We start from the raw sequence: 18,118 nt of genomic DNA, 5'->3' as shown, positions 1-18,118 counted from the left end.
GCTTTGGAACGGCGCTTTGCAGGGGCGAGGATGAGAGAAGGCGAAAGTCATGCAATCAACGACATCAAAACGAGTGAGGCCGACACCTGAAAGAAGATTTCGGGCTAGTGCGGTCCTACTCTTTCTTGGCTGTGTTACGTTCTTTGGTAACACTCGCGTAGCATCCGCAATCGATATCGGCACCAGCAGTGCTTTTCAAGACCAGGAGTTCGAGTCTTGGGGAACGTCGCTGGCGTGGTTTGGCAACTCCCTTGGTATCTGGTCCAACGACGCGGCTCACACCGAAGTGATGGACCTGTTGTTTGATGGCCCCAACGGCTTGGGCTTCAACTATGCTCGCTATAACATTGGTGGCGGGCAGAATCCCTCGCTGATTGGGAACTTCCGTCCTGGTGCGGCTGTGCCGGGCTGGGTCCCTTCGGCCCCATCCAGCGTGACCGATTCCAATACTTGGAACTGGAACTGGAACGCAGATATTGGTCAGCGAAAAACCTTAAACTCGGCGATCTCGCGTGGTGTCCATCGGGTGGATTCCGTTTCGTACTCAGCTCCTTATTGGATGACCAACAGTCTAGATTCCGCAGGCGCAGTTGGGGGCGGCGACAATCTGCCTCTCGCAAACGTCAATGCGCTGGCTCACTACCAAACTGAGGTCGTGAAGCACTTTAACGATAATCTTGGCATTCAATTCGGCACCCATAATCCCATCAACGAAGCCGATGCGACTTGGTGGCAGGCGGGGGGCCAGCAGGAAGGCATGCACGTCTCGACCGGCACTAACCAAAATGCGGTCTACACGGAAGTCGGACAGATGCTCGCTAGTAAAGGCCTAGGTACCGGTCTCGCGGTTGGCGATGAGTTCAATGCTGCAAGCACCGTCTCGGCTTACAATCAATACAACAGCACGACGCGGTCCCTGATCAAGCAAATCAACACGCACGCCTACGGAGGCAATTCGACAAGTTCGTTGCAACAGTTGAGAAACATCGCCGCGACAGAAGGCGTTCCGCTCTACAACAGCGAGTACGGTAACAACGCCACGACTGGCCTTCAGGGTGGCATCGGCGTTGCCAATCGGATTACAGCCGACATCAACACGATGGGTGTTAACGGTTGGACGTTCTGGCAGGCGGTTGAGCCGCTCTCGCTTTCAGGTGCCGGCTGGGGATTGCTGTGGGCAGACTACGGCATCAACGGCAGTTCCTACGTTGTGCGAAAGCAGTATCACGTGATGCGGCAGTTTTCATCGCACATCCGACCTGGAGCGAGAATCCTCAACAACAGCGACATTGAGACCGTTGCTGCCTACAACCCCGGGCAGGATTCGACCGTGTTGGTGTTTACCAATGACGAAACCACCGCCGACACGAATGTCTATGACTTGATTGATCAAACGCCGACCTTCACTCGTGTCATTCGCACCGACGCAGCAGGCAACTACGTGAGCCTCGGACCGGGCAACGTGGTCGGGAGCCAGATCACGGTCAACTCGCCGGGCAACGCGGTCACCACGGTTGTGGCCCATCATCGCCCGAACTTAATCCAGAACGCCACCTTCGCGGGTAGCGGTAGTTGGCAGACTTCCGGTAACGTCAGTTTCAATGCGTCAGTGGACAACACCCAGGATGGGAGTGGCGGAATGGTGCTGGCCTCGCACATCCCCGGCAATTCCGGTTCGCTGCGTCAGGAGGGAATCGGTCACGCTCTCCGTGACATCACTGGGAAAGCGTACGAGTTCTCCGTTGATGCAGCACTTGAAAACGAAGTTGGCCAGTACGGTGCCGATGCGCACATTGCGCTCGAATTCTATGGCGCTGATGGCCAAACGCTTACACATTCCTCGGTGCTCGATTTCGCGGAGTCGCTCAAGAGCAATGTGGAAGATGCCAACTATCGAGTCTTTCGCACGGCTACCGTCCAAGCGCCTGCTGGCTCGCGTTACGTCCGTCCGGTCGTTCGTTTTGGGACAGTCGTCCCCGGCAGCACCGGACAAATCGAACTCGACAACGCTTACCTGCAAGAAACGCGTTTTGTCCCCAGGGCAAGAGCTTGGCAAGGCGGTTCCGACGGTGCTTGGAGTCAATCGGCCCGTTGGCAGGATGACGCGGCAACCACCTACAACAGCAACGCCTACTTCGGGCCTGAGAATTCAGTGAAGCGCACCATCACCGTAGACTCGAATGTTAACGTCAACGAATTAACCCTTGATAGCGAAGCAGGCTATCAGTTTGAGGGAAGCGGAACACTCACCTTGGGTGATGGGTCGACTCCGGCAAAGGTGGACACTCGCAGCGGGACTCACACGATCACAGCTTCGACATCGCTCGCCGGCGATACAGAATTCCAGGCCGTCGATGGAGCAAAGTTAGTGATTGATGGTTCACTTGCGTTGAACGGTTCAACCCTAACGAAAACTGGTTCAGGGCAGCTTCAACTTGCCGACGGCTTCGACATGGGAGCTGGCACTTTGGCTGTTGAGGCGAGCCTCACGCCATCGGTATCGATTGGTGAAAACGCTACCTTGGACGGCACACTCGAGGTCAATCTTGCCGCGGGTCAACAGGCCCATTGGGGAAGCGTTTATACGGTGGCGAGGTTCACGTCCCCAGGGCAAGACTTCAACAGTGTCGATCTTCCGGAGCTGGGCGAAGAGACACTCGCTTGGGAGTTTCATCCCAGTTCACGCGATGTCATCGTCGAAGTGGTGAATCTGGTCGACTTTAAGCGCGATAGCCGCATTGATGGCCAAGACCGTGATCAATGGCTCGCCGATTACGGTTTTGGTACCGGCTCCGACGCGGACCAGGATGGAGTTGCCTCCGGGAGCGATTTTCTCACTTGGCAACGCAAAGTGGATTCGACCTCGCAATCCAACACACTCGAACTCGTCGTCGATCCAACAACCGGAGATGCTGAAATCCGAAACACGACGGGCCTCGATTTCGTGATTGACTCTTACTCGATCAGCTCAGAGTCTGGCTCTTTGCTTACTAGCTGGAACAGTCTTGATGACCAAGGTGTCATTGATTGGATCGAGGCCTTTCCCAGCCCCGGTCGGGTCTCAGAGTTAAATCCGACTGGGGACTTGCTGTTGGCCGACGGCAGTACGATGTCATTGGCTGGCCTCTTCGACACCGTTGGGGGCACGCAGGACTTACAGTTCCAGTTCCGCGAGACTGCTCTCGGCACCGTCACTGGTCGCGTGGTTTACGTTGAGCTGGCGGTACCCTCTAGCTTGGCTTCGGTACCCGAGCCTAGCACACTTGCGTTACTCGTCGCGGGATCAATTGCCAGTTTCTTCGCTCGTCGCCGAACAAGCGGAGGGGCGTCATGATCTGGTTACCTCGGGCTAGTGCAGGACGCAACGCAAAGCGACTTCTATGTGGTCTGATTCTGAGCATCGCTTGGTTCGGCGGAGCCGAAATGGGTGCCTGCAAAGGAACACCGTCAGACGTGACAGGAGTTGCCGATCCGCAAACCTATCTGCAAGAGATCGTTAGCGAACTTCAGAAAAAATGGCCAAAGAATCGGACAATTACGATCGTCTTTCACGGCCATAGTGTCCCTACCGGATATTTTCGCACCGGTCAGGTGCGACCGTTCGATTCTTATCCCCACTTATCACACGTAGCTCTACAGAAACGATATCCAACGAGCGTCATCGAGATCATCCGCACGGGAATCGGTGGTGAAAACTCAGTGAAAGGTGCTCAAAGATTCGAAAAGGACGTCTTAGCCAAAAACCCCGATGTAGTGGCCATCGACTATTCGCTCAATGATCGTCACTTGGGTTTGGAGCAGCCGCGAAAAGCTTGGGAGAGCATGATTCTTCAGGCGAAAGAGGCTGGGGTGAAAGTAATCCTGCTGACACCGACGGCTGACCAGCGAGCGAAGCTCAATGATCCATCCGATCCCCTCACGCAACATGCGGAACAAGTACGGGCGTTGGCCGCCAAGAATGGTGTTGCGCTGGCTGACAGCTATGATGTATTCCAGAGGTATGTCGCTGATGGAAAACAACTCGGCCCCGTCATGTCGCAGGGAAACCACCCCAATCGCAAAGGGCACGAGATGGTCGTTCCCATGATCACCAAGTGGTTCTTCGAGCCTGCAAAAGTCTTGCCCGCTACCGCCAGAACGGCCTCCCCAAACAAAGTATCTCACTGAAACGAGACCAACAAAGAATCGATGTCTAACGGTCACGCTTTACAACTTCTGATTATTATCGCCACTTCGTTGCTTCTGTCTGTAACGACGCAGGCTGCGGAAACGATCGACTTTAACCAAGAAGTTCGTCCGATTCTTTCGAATCACTGCTTCCAATGTCACGGGCCGGACGAACATCACCAGGAAGCAGGTGTTCGGCTCGATATGCCAGGGCATGTCGACCTCGAAGAGGTTGTCGCCCGCATCACGTCCAAGGAAGAATACGAGGTGATGCCCCCGCCTGAAGCCCACAAACCGCTCAAACCCGAACAGATTGAGACGCTGAAACGCTGGATTTCTGCAGGTGCTCCCTATCAAGAGCATTGGGCTTTTGTTCCGCCGGCCGCGCCACAAGTCCCCGAAGTCGCTTCCTCGACTTGGAGCGAACAACCGATCGATCAATTCGTCCTTGAGCGGTTAGAGAAAAAAGAGCTTCGTCCTTCCGCGAGTGCTGACAAAAGGACACTCCTGCGGCGTGTCACCTTCGACTTGACGGGGCTTCCCCCGACGCTGTCAGAGCTTCGTGCATTCCTGAGCGATGATTCAGAGAATGCTTACGAGCAGGTTGTGGAACGACTGCTCGCTTCGCCCCATTACGGCGAGCACATGGCGCGTTATTGGCTTGATTTGGTCCGTTTCGCCGACACCAACGGACTGCATCACGATCACTACCGCGAGATGACGCCCTATCGCGACTGGGTCATCCGGGCCTTCAATGATAACCTGCCGTTGGACGAATTCATCAAGTATCAAGTCGCCGGCGATCTCTTCGAGTCGCCCACGATTGATCAGCAGATTGCTTCAGGCTTCAATCGACTGCACCTTATCATTGACCGAGGCACTGCGCTACCCGAGGAGAGCTTCAATCGCAACGTGGTCGATCGCGTCTCGGCGGTGGGGACCGCCTTCATGGGACTCACTCTGCAATGTGCCGTCTGCCACGACCACAAGTACGATCCGATTACCCAGAAAGATTTCTATCAGCTCTACGCCTTCTTCAACAACTTTGATGGCGAACCAGAGACGGGCTGGAGAGACGGGGTTCATTTCTATCGCGGCTTGCAGCCGCCCTATCTTGAGCTTCCTTCTCCCGAGCAAGAGAAGCAGTTGGAAGAGCTCGAGGCCGCGATCAAAAAAGTCGAACGGCAAATCGCCGAACTGAACAAGCAGCAGCTTCAGACTTCCCTCACTGATGAGCAGGAAAACGCAACGAGCGATGCCGGGGCACTAGCGAAGAAACTGGAAAGTCTGAAGGCGAGCCGTGACGAACTCCTCAAGCAGATTCCTGCAACACTTGTGATGAAGGAACGCGAGGAGCCTCGCCCCGCACATATTCTGCTTCGTGGGGTCTACGACCAACTTGGTGAACAGGTCGAACGAGATACGCCCAGCTTCCTGCCACCCATGAAAAAGCAGGAAGGTTTGAAGACGCGAATGGACTTGGCGGAGTGGCTAGTTGAGCCGGACCACCCGCTCACTGCTCGCGTTGCCGTCAATCGGTTCTGGCAGCAACTGTTCGGCGTGGGGCTCGTGAAAACTTCGGAGGATTTCGGCGCGCAAGGCCAAGTCCCCAGTCACCCGAAGCTGCTTGATTATTTGACGATTGAATTCGTTGAGTCGGGTTGGGACGTCAAAAAGCTCATGCGGCAGATGGTCCTCTCGAAGACCTATCAACAGTCGTCTCGCGCAGATCGCGAGCGATTCATCAACGACCCTGAGAATCGGCTACTCTCCCGCGGCTCTCGATTCCGATTGGACGCCGAAGTGATTCGCGACCAGATCTTCTCGACGACGGGGCTACTCAACGACGAGCTCTACGGACGAAGCGTTAAACCGCCCCAGCCTGAGGGGCTCTGGGAAGTTGTTTCGATGCCGAGCTCCTATCCTAATAAGTACGACCCTGACTCCGGAGAGAAAATCTATCGCCGTAGCGTCTACACGTTCTGGAAACGCTCGATTCCTCCCCCTCAGATGTCGATTTTCGATGCGCCAACTCGAGAAAGCTGCATCGCGCGTCGCGAACGCACGAATACCCCGTTGCAGGCTTTGCTGCTGATGAATGAGCAGCAGTTTTTCGCTGCGGCTACGCACTATGCACAGGGATTGCTCCAGCAGGAACTCACTGATCGGGAGCGCATCGCGTTGGCTTATGAAAGCATCACGGCTCATCCCCCCAATGCAGAAGTAGGGGAGCGTTTGATTGCCGGGCTGCATGGGTTCCGCGCTTTTTACCAATCAGAAGCGGAAGAAGCCAAACAACTTGTTGAGAAAAACTCGCAAGCCCTTCAGGTAGTTTCCTTGTCCGCAGAGGACCACAGTGAACTGGCGGCTTGGACGATGGTCGTCCATTCGATCTTGAACCTCGACACAACGAAAACGCGGGAATAGTCAACAACTTTTCCTGCCGAACCTTGGTTCCTTTGTTATGAACGCAATCCGAGAATTCAACGAGCGCCAACATCGACGCCAGTTCCTCAAGACTTCAGCGATGGGGTTAGGGGCAACGGCAATGGGATCGCTGTTTGCGGGCAGTCACGCACAGGCAGCGAATCTCGGTCTGCACTTCCCCGCCAAAGCAAAGCGAGTGATCTTCCTCTTCATGGCAGGCGCTCCCAGCCAAATCGACATGTTCGATGAGAAGCCCGAATTGCAGTCGCAGTTCAATCAGCCGCTGCCAAAAAGCGTCAGCATGGGGCAACGGGTCACTGCGATGACAATCGGGCAGGACCAGATCATTGCCCCCTCGATGTTCAAGTTCGCACCTGCCGGCCAAAGTGGCATCCGCATGAGCGAACTGCTTCCGCACCTGTCCGAGCGGGTTGACGACATTTGCTTCATCAAGTCGATGCACACCGATGCGATCAATCACGACCCGGGGAAAACGCTCATTTGCACCGGGACAGAAATCCCGGGCAAAGCAAGCATGGGGTCGTGGCTGAGCTACGGACTTGGAAGACTCAACGAGAATCTTCCCGATTTCGTCGTGCTCAGTTCCGCATTCTGGAGCGGCGACCGCGCCAATGTGCAGGCACTCTACAGCCGCCTGTGGGGGTCGGGATTCCTGCCCTCGAAGCATCAAGGCGTCTCCTTCCAACCTTCTGGCGATCCGGTCCTTTTCCTGTCGAATCCCGCCGGTGTGAATCGAGAGAGTCGCCACAAGATGCTTGACTTGGTGACGGACCTGAACCGCCAACATCTCGAGGAGGTAGGCGATCCAGAGATTCAAACGACGATATCGCAGCAAGAGATGGCGTTCCGGATGCAGGCTTCCGTTCCGGAATTGACGGACCTTTCGCAAGAGGCGGATCACATCTTTGAACTGTATGGTCCCGAAGTTCAAAAGAGCGGCTCGTTTGCGCGAAACTGTTTGCTCGCGCGGAGAATGGCTGAACGTGATGTTCGCTTCATTCAATTGTTCCACCGCGGCTGGGACCACCACAAAGGCTTGCCGCCCAAACTGCGCGGCCAAGCCTACGATGTCGACCAACCCGCGGCAGCATTGCTGACCGACCTGAAACAGCGGGGCATGTTGGAAGATACGCTCGTGGTTTTCAGTGGCGAGTTTGGTCGTACCACCTATTGCCAAGGCAAACTCACCCGGACTGACTACGGTCGTGACCATCACCCGCGCTGCTTCACGGCATGGATGGCGGGTGGCGGCATTCGTGGCGGCATGACCTACGGGCAGACGGATGACTTCAGCTACAACATCGTCGAGAATCCCGTGCATGTCCGCGACTTTAATGCAACGATCTTGCATCAGCTTGGCATCGACCACAATCGTCTGACCTTCCCCTTCTTGGGACTCGACCAAAAGCTGACGGGTGTCGAGCCGGCTCATGTCGTCAAAGACATTCTCAGTTAAAAGTGCTAGAAGCAGTTTCGATAATCCATCAGCCGCAGGGCGTTAGCCCCCGGTTGCCTAGAGAACCGGACGCTAACGCCCTGCGGCTGATATTTTGAACGGCCTCAACGTATCGTCGCCATCCTCTGATCCAAGGCAGGCAATGAGCCAAGTCCATCGCATTGCTATGTGGTCAGGCCCTCGCAATATTTCCACAGCACTCATGCGCTCGTGGGGTAGTCGACCCGACACGATTGTGTGCGACGAGCCGTTCTACGCCTACTATCTAAAGACGACCGGCTACACACATCACCCCGGTTACCAGGAAGTGCTGTCAACGCAGGAATCGGATTGGCAACAAGTTGTCGATCAGCTGACTGGCTCACTACCTGACAACAATCAAATTCTCTACCAAAAACAGATGGCGCACCATTTGGTGGGTGATTATTCTCTCTCCTGGGCAGATGAAATGATCAACATGTTTCTCATACGCGACCCCCGCGAGATGCTCCTCTCATTGATTCAAAAGATTCCCGAACCAACCATCGAAGAAACCGGACTGCCACAACAAGTCGCCCTCTTCGAGCGAATTCGAAATCAGAAAGGCATCATCCCGGCGGTGATTGATGCGAAGGATGTGCTGCTGGATCCTCCTGGCATGCTCAAAAAACTGTGCGCGTCGATTGCCGTTCCTTTCCGCGAAGAAATGCTGCGCTGGAAGCCGGGGATTCACGAGACCGACGGCGTCTGGGCCAAGTTTTGGTATGCGAACGTAGCGGAATCCACAACCTTTTCGCCCTATTCGCCACGTACCGGAGAAATTCCCAGCAAGCACAAACGACTACTCCAACAATGCCAAGCTCTGTACAACTCGTTAAGTAATCACAAGCTCTCAATAACCTGAGTAGCTCAATCCGTGCTCATCCGCAAAATCCGCGTTTGTCTGCGTTCAATTCCCTTCCAGCAAAAGCAAAGACAACACCAGTGCTACAAAAGTTTGACGAAAGAAATCGCGACCTGCTAATCAACATCAACGGCAAGATGCTGCATCGCGACGAGGCGGGAGTCAGCCCGTTCGATTCGGTCGTACAGGGTGGCGATGCCGTTTGGGAAGGTCTCAGGCTCTACGATAGGCGGATCTTCCAACTGCACGAGCATCTGGACCGACTGCGACATTCCGCCAAGTCGCTGGCTTTTCAGGAGATTCCCACGCGCGAACAACTCGTGGAGGAGATTCGCCAAACTCTCAAAGCGAACAAAATGCGGGACGAAGTCCACATCCGTCTCACCTTGACCCGCGGGGTGAAGATCACCAGCGGCATGGACCCACGACTCAACCAATCCGGCCCGACGCTCATTGTCTTGGCGGAATTCAAGAAGCCTGTTTATGGGGCGGAGGGGATCAGCCTCATTACCTCAACATACCGTCGTCCCTCGCCTGACGTGTTGGATTCGAAGATTCATCACAACAACCTACTCAATTCCATTCTTGCTAAAATCCAGGCCAACGCTGCCGGGGCGGACGACGCCCTGATGCTGGATAGCCGTGGATTCGTTGCGGAAACCAACGCAACGCACGTCTTCATGGTCGCCGAAGGCAAAGTGATCACCTCCCGGACGGTCGCCTGTCCTGAAGGAATCACACGAGCCATCGTCCTGCAAATCTGTCAACAGCTCTCAATCCCTCACGAGCAACGCGACGTTTCACTTGCCGAACTCTACCGAAGCAGCGAAGTATTCTGCACGGGAACCATGGGCGAGTTGGTTCCCGTTAGCCTGATCGACGGCAATCAAATTGGCGACGGCGACGCAGGACCGATCTTGAAACGATTGACCACAGCCTTTCGAGAGTTGACCTCACGCTCGGGTGTCGAAGTGGTTGATTGATCGGTCTAGGAGAGCTGAAGATTTAGAGTCCTGCGGCTGTGGATCCGATTTGATTTCTTGCGTTCAGTGTTTCACGCTTGTGCATGTTTCGCGAAGTCGAAATGAAAGTCGGTTCATGCGACCTCTGTCGGTTTGCCAGTAGCCGAATCGAGCGTCGTCAGATTCACCGCTGCCTTTTGTTGCAGCATGTTCGTTGGCGTTACGGAGGTCGTTCTAAACCATTTGCGAAAGGGGACTCGGAGACTGGCAACCCACATCAATTTGCGTACAACCAGTTTTCCTTGAAAGAGCCTTGCGGTCGAATTGGCCCAGGGTAGCATAGAATCCTGAAGGGGGCACTAACTCGGTCAGCAACGATTTAGACTGATCAGAAGAGCTACTGCCGGTTTGTGCGCACTGAGCAGGGTGAAAGTGGATCTTATCCGTGCCGAACTTGTCGTGAGAGTTTTTCGACCGCTCCCCCATTTCATATTAACGGAATCGGTTCGACGCGGGTCAACCGCCCAGCCTTCTGTCATTGATTTTTGAACTCCGCAACAGCATTTGCAAACACAACTGAGGGAAGAATTAATGAGAACGACATTTTATGGATTCCTGACCTACGCCCTGGTTCTAGCTTCATCTTCGGCGCAGGGACAACTTCTGGTGGACGACTTCAACGATGGCAGCACTTCAGGCTGGACGATTCAAAACGGCACAATCACCGAGTCGGGCGGGGTATTCTATGGCACTGATGAATCTTTGGCCACGCTCGATGGCGTATCCAGTTCAAGCCTCGGTGTCGACGCAATCGCTAATCCTGGAACTGACTACGTGGCCCTGGTGCTAAATTACAACTCGCTAAGCGACAACTTGTTTATCAAGATTCAAGATAATGACGCCAACGGTCTATTTGATCGCGTTTTCTTCTATACAGGCAATAACGGAGTAGCTGCTTTTATCGGATCAAGTTTTTTCGACCTTTCTAGCCAAGTGGGCGCGACTTACTTCCAAGCCACCGACAACGGGGATGGCACTGCGACCGCGTACGTGGAAGCCACCGGTGAATTCTTCAGTGGCACGCTAAACTCGACTTACACGGGAACTGGTGCTGGAATTGGTTTCTACGGCAACGGTGAAGCGGATAACTACTACCTCGGCATCCCCGAACCCACGACCTGCACACTCGCTCTGGCTGCACTCTGCCTGCTGGGCTGTCGCCGTCGCTAACTGCACGAAACGTTAACTCCGCCGACAGATACCTCAGGCTCCAATCTGCTGAGGTTGGGTACACCGATTGCGATGACAAGCTGCCTCGGCTTCATCGTCCTGTGCAGTTATCCAAATATCCCGTCTCCGCCCAAGCCAGTTCTCTCCACTGGATTGAAATAAACTCGACCTTTGGTCTCAGTGGAACCCGAGAGACCTATAGAAATTTTACGGCACTGCGGTTTTCCACTAGGTTGTACGTCCTCAGAGAATGGGCCTTTTGGCAAGAGTGTTTTCGGGGCAAGCTGCTAACACTCTCAGCTTGAGGAGGTGCTAGTGTTCACACATTCAATTCGAGGCGATCTTATCGTACTGATGCGGCTCCGCATAAGTCTTAACAGAGCTATTGCTTCGACGGCAGGACTCTTACTTGGTCTGCTCTTCGCGACGGATGCCCCGGCGGCCATCTCCAGCTTCTCGGGAGATTTGGTCGTGATCGATCCACCAACGGCGGTCACGCTTAGTAGCCTTGAGGACGACTTTCTTGCCAAGTTATTTCTTGAAAAGCAATCAGTGCTGCTCGAAGAAGAACTACTGCTCGATGTCTCCACGCCAGGTGTGGTTAGCTCAGCCGGCGATCTCAGCCCAGCGACTTTGATTGATGTCGAGGTCAACAGCTACTTGCTTCACGCAGATCCCGTTCGTCACGGTTTTCCCGCGCGAGACTATGCCGGTTCGATTACGTTTGAGGAAGAAATCCTCGGCCTCATGGTCACAGGAGCAAAACTAGACGCCAGCGATTCCGCGCTTGGCTCGGAGGTAACCCGCTACATTCCCCCTAGCTACTATCGAGGTTTTGAGGGGCCCGGTTTTCGCACGCAAGGACTACAAATCAACGACAGTGTAGGACTGGCCCAAGATCTGCGGACGATTACCTTTCACTTCATGACTACCTCACAATTGGATCAATTGAGAATCATCACGAGAGCTAGCAGCGAAGACACGACGCCCAACGACGTCCCCGAGCCTTCGAGCTCTGTCCTGCTAGTTGCCGGCCTGTTTCTTTTCAAGAGCATTTGCTCGTCACCGATTAGGCATTCGCAGAACGAGACGCTGGTCGACACGCACTAGGCCAGAATCTCGCTCACGACTTTGCCATGGACATCCGTCAAGCGGTAATCGCGACCTTGGAACCGATATGTAAGACGCTCGTGATTGAACCCTAGTAGGTGAAGAATCGTCGCGTTGAGATCGTGAACGTGGACACCATTCTCGACGATGTTGTAACACCATTCGTCTGTTTTGCCGTGGCTGATGCCAGGCCGGATGCCGCCGCCGGCCATCCACATGCTGAAACATTTCGGATGGTGGTCACGCCCGAAGCGGTTGGGATCTCCCTGTTTGTAAACCGTGCGACCGAACTCACCACCCCAGACGACGAGGGTGTCTTCGAGCATGCCTAGTCGCTTGAGATCTTGCACCAAAGCAGCGGAACCTTGATCGACCTCCTTGGCGATACTTGGGTGGCGATTCGGCAGGTTGCTGTGGTGATCCCAGCCACGGTGGTAAAGCTGAATAAACCGAACGCCACGCTGGACGAGCCGCCGCGCGAGCAAACAGTTGGCCGCGTGGGTGCCCGGATTGCGCACCTCTGGGCCATACAACTCGAGTGTCGAGGCTGGCTCGTCGCTGAAATCAATCAGGTTAGGTACTGAGGTCTGCATGCGGTACGACATTTCGTAGGCAGCAATACGTGTGTTAATTTCAGGGTCGCCGACTTGGCGATGTCGCAGCTCGTTCAGTTCCGCCAATTGGTCAAGCAGCTGGCGTTTGTCGGCCAGGGAATCGCCGGTTGGGTCTTGGAGATAAAGAACGGGGTCGCCAACCGTACGTAGTTTCACGCCCTGGTGGTTGGAAGGAAGGAACGCACTGCCCCACAATCGAGAGTAAATCGGCTGAGCTTCGCGATCCGTGTTCTTGTCGAGCAGCACGACAAAGCTCGGCAGATCATTCGACTCGCTGCCTAGCCCATAGCTGGCCCAAGCGCCGATGCACGGGCGGCCTGGCTGTTGATGTCCGGTTTGAAAAAAGGTGATGGCCGGATCGTGGTTAATCGCCTCGGTATACATCGAGCGAATCACGCAGATGTCGTCGGCGATCTTTCCGTGGTGCGGTAGCAGGTCGCTGATCCACTGCCCTGACTCGCCATGCTGACGAAACTTTGCGATGGACTTGGCCGCAGGGAACGACTTCTGCCCCGCGGTCATCCCCGTGAGTCGTTGTCCCCCACGCACTGAGTCTGGCAACTCTTGGCCGTCAAAGCTCTCCAGTTCAGGCTTGTAATCAAAGGTATCCATTTGGCTCGGTGCGCCTGACTGGCAGAGATAGATCACACTCTTCGCCTTGGCAGGAAAATGCGTCGGGCCAACCCGCCCGGGGCCGTAGCCTGGACCGTTGTTCTCCGCCAGGGTGCCAGCCACTGCCTGGCCGCTACGCCCCTCGGGCATCAACGTGCCGAGTGCCGCCAAGCCAACCGCTGACAGACCGCGTCCAAAGAAGTGCCGTCGATTCAATTGCAGATGATGTTCGAGAAGGGGATGCATTGTCGTCTTTCAACCTTTTGTGATGAACTCGCTGAGATTGATCAGCAAGCGGGCAACGGTGGTCATGGCCGCGTGTTCTGCCAGCGGCAACTGATCGTCATTTGGCGATTCACCAATGCTCAACAGTCGCTCGGCTTGTGCGGGTGCGGATTGGTATTGCTCATGCTTTTGTTGATAGGTGGAAGCAAGCACACGCCTTTCTTGCTCGGTGGGTGGTCTTCCTAAGGCGAGCGTGAAGCCGAAGTCAATCTGCTCCTCAAAGGATTGCCCACCTTCCTTCAACATGCGTGCGGCTAGGCAACGAGCCGCTTCAACGAACTGGGGATCGTGCAACATGACGAAAGCCTGCAAAGGCGTATTCGTGCGCGAACGGCGTACCAGGCAGTATTCGCGCGAAGGGGCATCGAAAACCGCCATCGACGGTGGTGTTACGGTCCGCTTCCAAAACGTGTAAATACTGCGCCGATAGAGTTTGTCGCCCGAGTCCCGCCGGTAGGCTCTGGAATAGCCGGGGCGGTTGTTGATTTCCATCCAAAGGCCCTGCGGATGGTAAGGGAACACGCTTGGTCCGCCAATCTCACGATGCAGCAAGCCACTGACGGCGAGCGCGGCGTCGCGAATCGTTTCGGCATCAAGCCGCAGCCGTGGTCCATGAGAGAGAAAACGATTCTCAGCATCGCGTTCAGCCATCTCGGCGGTGATCGTTGAAGCCTGCTGGTAGGTCTGCGAGGTCATGATGGTCTTCAACAACTGTTTGACATCCCAACCGGACTCGACGAACTCAACGGCTAGCCAGTCAAGCAGCTCGGGATGGCTGGGCGGCTGACTCTGGAGACCAAAGTCCTCAGGCGAGTCCAGCAAGCCAAGTCCGAACAACTCCAGCCAGAATCGGTTGACCGCTACCCGCGCCGTCAGCGGGTGCCCCGGTTTGGTTAGCCACTTTGCCAGGCCCAAACGATTGCGGGGAAGGTCCTCGCCCAGCGAAGGCAACCAACTTGGCGTGTCGGGCTCAACGCGTTCGCCTCGTTTGTCGTACTCACCTCGGTCGAGCACGTAAGCGCCGCGTGGCTTCTCAATATCGCGCATGACCATCGTTTCCGGCGTCTCCTCGAGCAGCCGTTGGTTCGCCTTGCGAGCTTCCGCCAGTCGACTTAGCGCTTCCTGGAGGGCCTGCGTACCACCGCTTTCTGATAGCAATTGGGCGATCGCGAGTTGCTCGTCTCGCGTTCGCTCGCTCGGCTCCTTTTCAGACGCAGCCAGAACGATTGGCGCCAACACATTGCCATAGGAACGATTCGTCGCCAGGCGAAAACGCCCCATCTGATGCTGCCCGAAGCTACTCTCAAAGCGTAAGCGAACCTTGAGTTTGATGTTCTCACCGGCAATCACGGGCTGGGCAAGCGTGAAGGTCGCTGTCTGTTCCTTCTCGGCACTGCCCGGTTCGCCACGGATGGCCCAACCCTTGTCGTCAAGACTTCCGTCAATGGCATCCGCCACGTTAAATCGGAATTGCGAATAAGTGGCGCTCGCCTTCGTAATTTCGACCGGCTCGTATTTCTCTTGATCCTTGGGGCGGGTTGCCTCGACTTCGATCTCCGAGAGAACGAAGTTGCCGTTGGAAGAACGTCCAAGCCATTTCTTTTCCCCGGATTCTGAAGGCATGGCAATCAATCGGATTGCACGCACAGGTTCCTCTTCCACCGGCAAGACGACTTCGTAAACATCCTGCGCTGGGTTATCTCCGCTAGCAGCGACACTCTGATCTTCGAGAATATCGAGTGTCGAGCCTTTCAGTGATTCGACCGTTTCCGGTCGTCGAACCGGCCATGGGGAATCCTTTTCCGAGCGGAGATCGTCAAACAGCTTTTCCTGGGGCGGATTCTTCCAAGCAGCGTAGGCTGCCAGCACCGCGTCTTCAGCTTCAACGAGTTGTCTTCGCGCTTCGCGGAATTTTGTTTCCTGCAATGGCGAGGTAATTTTCTCCGACGGATTGAACCCGCGCATCCCACGTTCTGGCACTTGATTGAAGAACGCTGAAAGCTGATAGAACTCCTTCTGCGTGAGAGGGTCGTACTTATGATCGTGGCAACGGGCGCAACCAAGGGTCATGCCCATCCAAACCGTCCCGACGGTCGTCGTCCGGTCGAGCACGTACTCAACGCGGTACTCCTCATCAATAATGCCCCCCTCAATCGTGATCGGATGGTTCCGATTGAAACCGGTCGCCAAACGCTGCTGCGCAGTCGCACCGGGCAGCAAGTCACCGGCGAGTTGCTCGATGGTGAACTCGTCGAAAGGTTTGTTCTCGTTGAAAGCCGCGATCACCCAATCTCGCCACACCCACTGGTCGCGCTGAAAGTCGTACTGGTAGCCGTTGGTGTCCGCATAGCGAGCCGCGTCGAGCCAATGTCGAGCTTGATGTTCTCCGTAACTCGTTGATGCGAGCAACCGATCCAGCGCATGTGACCAAGCATCGGGCGATTCGTCGTCGAGGAACTCTTGAATCTGCTCAGGCGTCGGCGGCAAGCCGGTCAGGTCAAACGACGCCCGCCGCAACAGCGTCCGCCGATCAGCTTGTGGCGAAGGCTCCCAACCACGTTCTTGTAACTTTGCTAATACGAACCGATCGATCGGATGCTTGTTCCAGTCTGGGCGATTGACCTGCGGGGTTTCGGGGCGCTCGGGGGAATCGAACGCCCAATGCCGCTCGTACTCTGCCCCTTCGGCGATCCAGCGTTTGAGCAACTGTACCTGCTCAGCAGTCAAAGGCGGCTTATTGCTTTCCGGCGGAGGCATCCGTAGGTCAGGATCATCGGAAGTGATCCGCGTGAGCACCTCGCTCGCCTCAGGATCACCTGGAACAATCGCCCACTCGGTTGCCGCAGCAAAGTTGTCGAGACGCAAATCCGCCTGGCGACTATTCTCATCAGGTCCGTGACAGAGATAGCAACGGTCTGAGAGAAGCTGCCGCACGTCCCTGCTGAAACTAACGGGAGACGCCGTCGGCTGATCAGTAATCTCTTCGGCACGCACAACTTCTGGAGCAGAAACCAAACAAAGCAGCCCCACCAACGTAGTCAAGCCACTCAAGATCGCTCGGCAACGGTAAATCATTGGCCTCATTCATGAACTCCCAATACTCATTTGCTTGGCGGCAAACGCACTCGTAACAAATATCGCGACTTTCGCTAATGCGAGACTTATCGCTTTTTCATTCCAGGCAGTCGAGCAACAAGGGAATGAGCAATCGATTAAAGGGGCTATTATACATTACCGGTCGTGGGCAAGAAACTTGCGAGAATTGCTTCATCAACGATCAAAAGAGAGCAGTAGCGTCCGACCACCCACCTTCCCTAGCGAAGGGCAGGGTCTGGTGCACAATAATCGTGGAAGGCCTGAGGGCAGCTCGTTGAGAAACACTTCCGTGTTAACGACGAAAAAGTACGCGTCAAGAATCGTGTAGCGCAGTCCACGACTTTCAGACGGCAACTAGCGAATTTTGTAAACCGCCGGTGTTGCCTCAGCGTATCACGCTTGGGCAGCTTAGGATTGAATTATTACTCCTATGCCAGGTAGTGAAGGACGAGGTCGTAAGTCAGTTGCCAACGAGGGTCTTCCTTGAAGTAGATATATGCTGGGTCCCAATCTTTGATATTCTGCTCATGGTAGTCAGACTCCGCCAAGCTATTTTCAAGTGAGAGTGCCTTCTTCCGGTACTCCAAGAGACGGCTCTTTGTTAGCTTAGCCAGCTCGTCTTTTTCCAATGGCATTAACCGCCTAGCTGGACGCATTGTGAAGGCCTCAAGGCCGAGTTCTTCTATCTCGGACTCATTGAAGCCGCGATACTTGTGTTTGACTACAAGTGGCATTTGATAATCTGGGTTTGGGTATTAGTCCAAGGCTTTGATAGCTGCCAGTATTGCTCCGGCAAGCCGCTCAGCTTCGCCCGCAGTCAATTCAAGCTCAATGTTTGCCAATACATCTGCATCAGGCACTGATCTGTCATCTACCCATGAAACATTGTCCAGGCTAGCTTCTGGCTTGATATTCCAGGTCTCGATATTGATGTGTCCATCGTGGATTGAAGGAGTTACTTCGATGAAACCTTGTCGATATGGAACTGAGTTGCATTTCAATCGAATGATTGGTGTTGGTTCCATTGCATTTATCGTCATCGACGTGAATCGAAAAGGCCGAGAAAGACCACAAATTTGTAACATACCAGAAACTGCCTCAGCTTCATCGACTTGTGCAGATAAGCCACTGACTTTCATACTTCTCCCTCAACGTCCGGCAATAGTTACTGCATGCGTAGCGATCAGTCGCAGTAGCAGTCTCCGGCTAACCCTTCAAGAATTGTAACTATCTGTGAATCCGTAGTCATGATAGA

Annotated in this window: 12 protein-coding genes; 8 read left to right on the top strand and 4 right to left on the bottom strand. The window is 54.8% G+C overall.

What is annotated here, in order from left to right; all coding sequences use genetic code 11:
- Positions 1 to 49 precede the first annotated feature (49 nt).
- The 8 genes from RIB44_07670 to RIB44_07635 all read left to right on the top strand — a co-directional run bounded on the left by RIB44_07670 (position 50) and on the right by RIB44_07635 (position 12,256).
- Positions 50 to 3,334 carry a glycoside hydrolase gene (locus tag RIB44_07670; GenBank protein MEQ8616458.1) on the top strand — a complete coding sequence of 1,095 codons (3,285 nt, stop codon included), beginning with the start codon at positions 50 to 52 and terminating at the stop codon, positions 3,332 to 3,334.
- A complete protein-coding gene (locus tag RIB44_07665; GenBank protein ID MEQ8616457.1) occupies positions 3,331 to 4,167 on the top strand; it encodes a GDSL-type esterase/lipase family protein in 837 nt (278 codons plus the stop codon). The genes RIB44_07670 and RIB44_07665 overlap by 4 nt, the downstream gene beginning before the upstream one ends.
- Positions 4,168 to 4,188: 21 nt before the next feature.
- Complete coding sequence (locus tag RIB44_07660) at positions 4,189 to 6,594, top strand: PSD1 and planctomycete cytochrome C domain-containing protein (protein MEQ8616456.1); 2,406 nt, start codon at positions 4,189 to 4,191, stop codon at positions 6,592 to 6,594.
- 37 nt (positions 6,595 to 6,631) lie between these two features.
- The gene (locus tag RIB44_07655) at positions 6,632 to 8,071 is read left to right on the top strand and encodes a DUF1501 domain-containing protein (protein MEQ8616455.1); all 1,440 of its coding nucleotides are present in this window, start codon (positions 6,632 to 6,634) and stop codon (positions 8,069 to 8,071) included.
- 142 nt (positions 8,072 to 8,213) lie between these two features.
- Entirely contained in the window at positions 8,214 to 8,954 is a 741-nt protein-coding gene (locus tag RIB44_07650) for a hypothetical protein (GenBank protein ID MEQ8616454.1), read from the top strand.
- An 80-nt stretch (positions 8,955 to 9,034) separates the two neighbouring features.
- Positions 9,035 to 9,937 (top strand): aminotransferase class IV, encoded by a 903-nt coding sequence (locus RIB44_07645; GenBank protein ID MEQ8616453.1) that lies wholly within the window; start codon positions 9,035 to 9,037, stop codon positions 9,935 to 9,937.
- A 570-nt stretch (positions 9,938 to 10,507) separates the two neighbouring features.
- Positions 10,508 to 11,146 (top strand): hypothetical protein, encoded by a 639-nt coding sequence (locus RIB44_07640; protein ID MEQ8616452.1) that lies wholly within the window; start codon positions 10,508 to 10,510, stop codon positions 11,144 to 11,146.
- 315 nt (positions 11,147 to 11,461) lie between these two features.
- A complete protein-coding gene (locus tag RIB44_07635) occupies positions 11,462 to 12,256 on the top strand; it encodes a hypothetical protein (protein ID MEQ8616451.1) in 795 nt (264 codons plus the stop codon).
- Here the strand turns inward: RIB44_07635 and RIB44_07630 are convergent.
- From RIB44_07630 to RIB44_07615, 4 genes are all read right to left on the bottom strand, one after another.
- Complete coding sequence (locus tag RIB44_07630; protein MEQ8616450.1) at positions 12,253 to 13,728, bottom strand: DUF1501 domain-containing protein; 1,476 nt, start codon at positions 13,726 to 13,728, stop codon at positions 12,253 to 12,255. The genes RIB44_07635 and RIB44_07630 overlap by 4 nt on opposite strands.
- 9 nt (positions 13,729 to 13,737) lie before the next feature.
- The gene (locus tag RIB44_07625) at positions 13,738 to 16,851 is read right to left on the bottom strand and encodes a PSD1 and planctomycete cytochrome C domain-containing protein (GenBank protein MEQ8616449.1); all 3,114 of its coding nucleotides are present in this window, start codon (positions 16,849 to 16,851) and stop codon (positions 13,738 to 13,740) included.
- A gap of 440 nt (positions 16,852 to 17,291) precedes the next feature.
- Positions 17,292 to 17,597 carry a hypothetical protein gene (locus RIB44_07620; GenBank protein ID MEQ8616448.1) on the bottom strand — a complete coding sequence of 102 codons (306 nt, stop codon included), beginning with the start codon at positions 17,595 to 17,597 and terminating at the stop codon, positions 17,292 to 17,294.
- 21 nt (positions 17,598 to 17,618) lie between these two features.
- Positions 17,619 to 18,002 (bottom strand): hypothetical protein, encoded by a 384-nt coding sequence (locus RIB44_07615; GenBank protein MEQ8616447.1) that lies wholly within the window; start codon positions 18,000 to 18,002, stop codon positions 17,619 to 17,621.
- Between the last annotated feature and the right edge of the window lie 116 nt (positions 18,003 to 18,118).

This window comes from Lacipirellulaceae bacterium, assembly GCA_040218535.1.
In the GTDB taxonomy this organism is placed as follows: domain Bacteria; phylum Planctomycetota; class Planctomycetia; order Pirellulales; family Lacipirellulaceae; genus Adhaeretor.
This window is presented reverse-complemented; position numbering and strand designations above follow the sequence as displayed.

Excerpts from the sequence above, each read along its gene's own strand:
- RIB44_07625 (MEQ8616449.1), bottom strand. The coding sequence starts at position 16,851 with ATGAGGCCAATGATTTACCGTTGCCGAGCGATCTTGAGTGGCTTGACT.
- RIB44_07620 (MEQ8616448.1), bottom strand. The coding sequence starts at position 17,597 with ATGCCACTTGTAGTCAAACACAAGTATCGCGGCTTCAATGAGTCCGAG.
- RIB44_07650 (MEQ8616454.1), top strand. The coding sequence starts at position 8,214 with ATGAGCCAAGTCCATCGCATTGCTATGTGGTCAGGCCCTCGCAATATT.
- RIB44_07660 (MEQ8616456.1), top strand. The coding sequence starts at position 4,189 with ATGTCTAACGGTCACGCTTTACAACTTCTGATTATTATCGCCACTTCG.
- RIB44_07630 (MEQ8616450.1), bottom strand. The coding sequence starts at position 13,728 with ATGCATCCCCTTCTCGAACATCATCTGCAATTGAATCGACGGCACTTC.
- RIB44_07665 (MEQ8616457.1), top strand. The coding sequence starts at position 3,331 with ATGATCTGGTTACCTCGGGCTAGTGCAGGACGCAACGCAAAGCGACTT.
- RIB44_07670 (MEQ8616458.1), top strand. The coding sequence starts at position 50 with ATGCAATCAACGACATCAAAACGAGTGAGGCCGACACCTGAAAGAAGA.
- RIB44_07615 (MEQ8616447.1), bottom strand. The coding sequence starts at position 18,002 with ATGAAAGTCAGTGGCTTATCTGCACAAGTCGATGAAGCTGAGGCAGTT.
- RIB44_07655 (MEQ8616455.1), top strand. The coding sequence starts at position 6,632 with ATGAACGCAATCCGAGAATTCAACGAGCGCCAACATCGACGCCAGTTC.
- RIB44_07640 (MEQ8616452.1), top strand. The coding sequence starts at position 10,508 with ATGAGAACGACATTTTATGGATTCCTGACCTACGCCCTGGTTCTAGCT.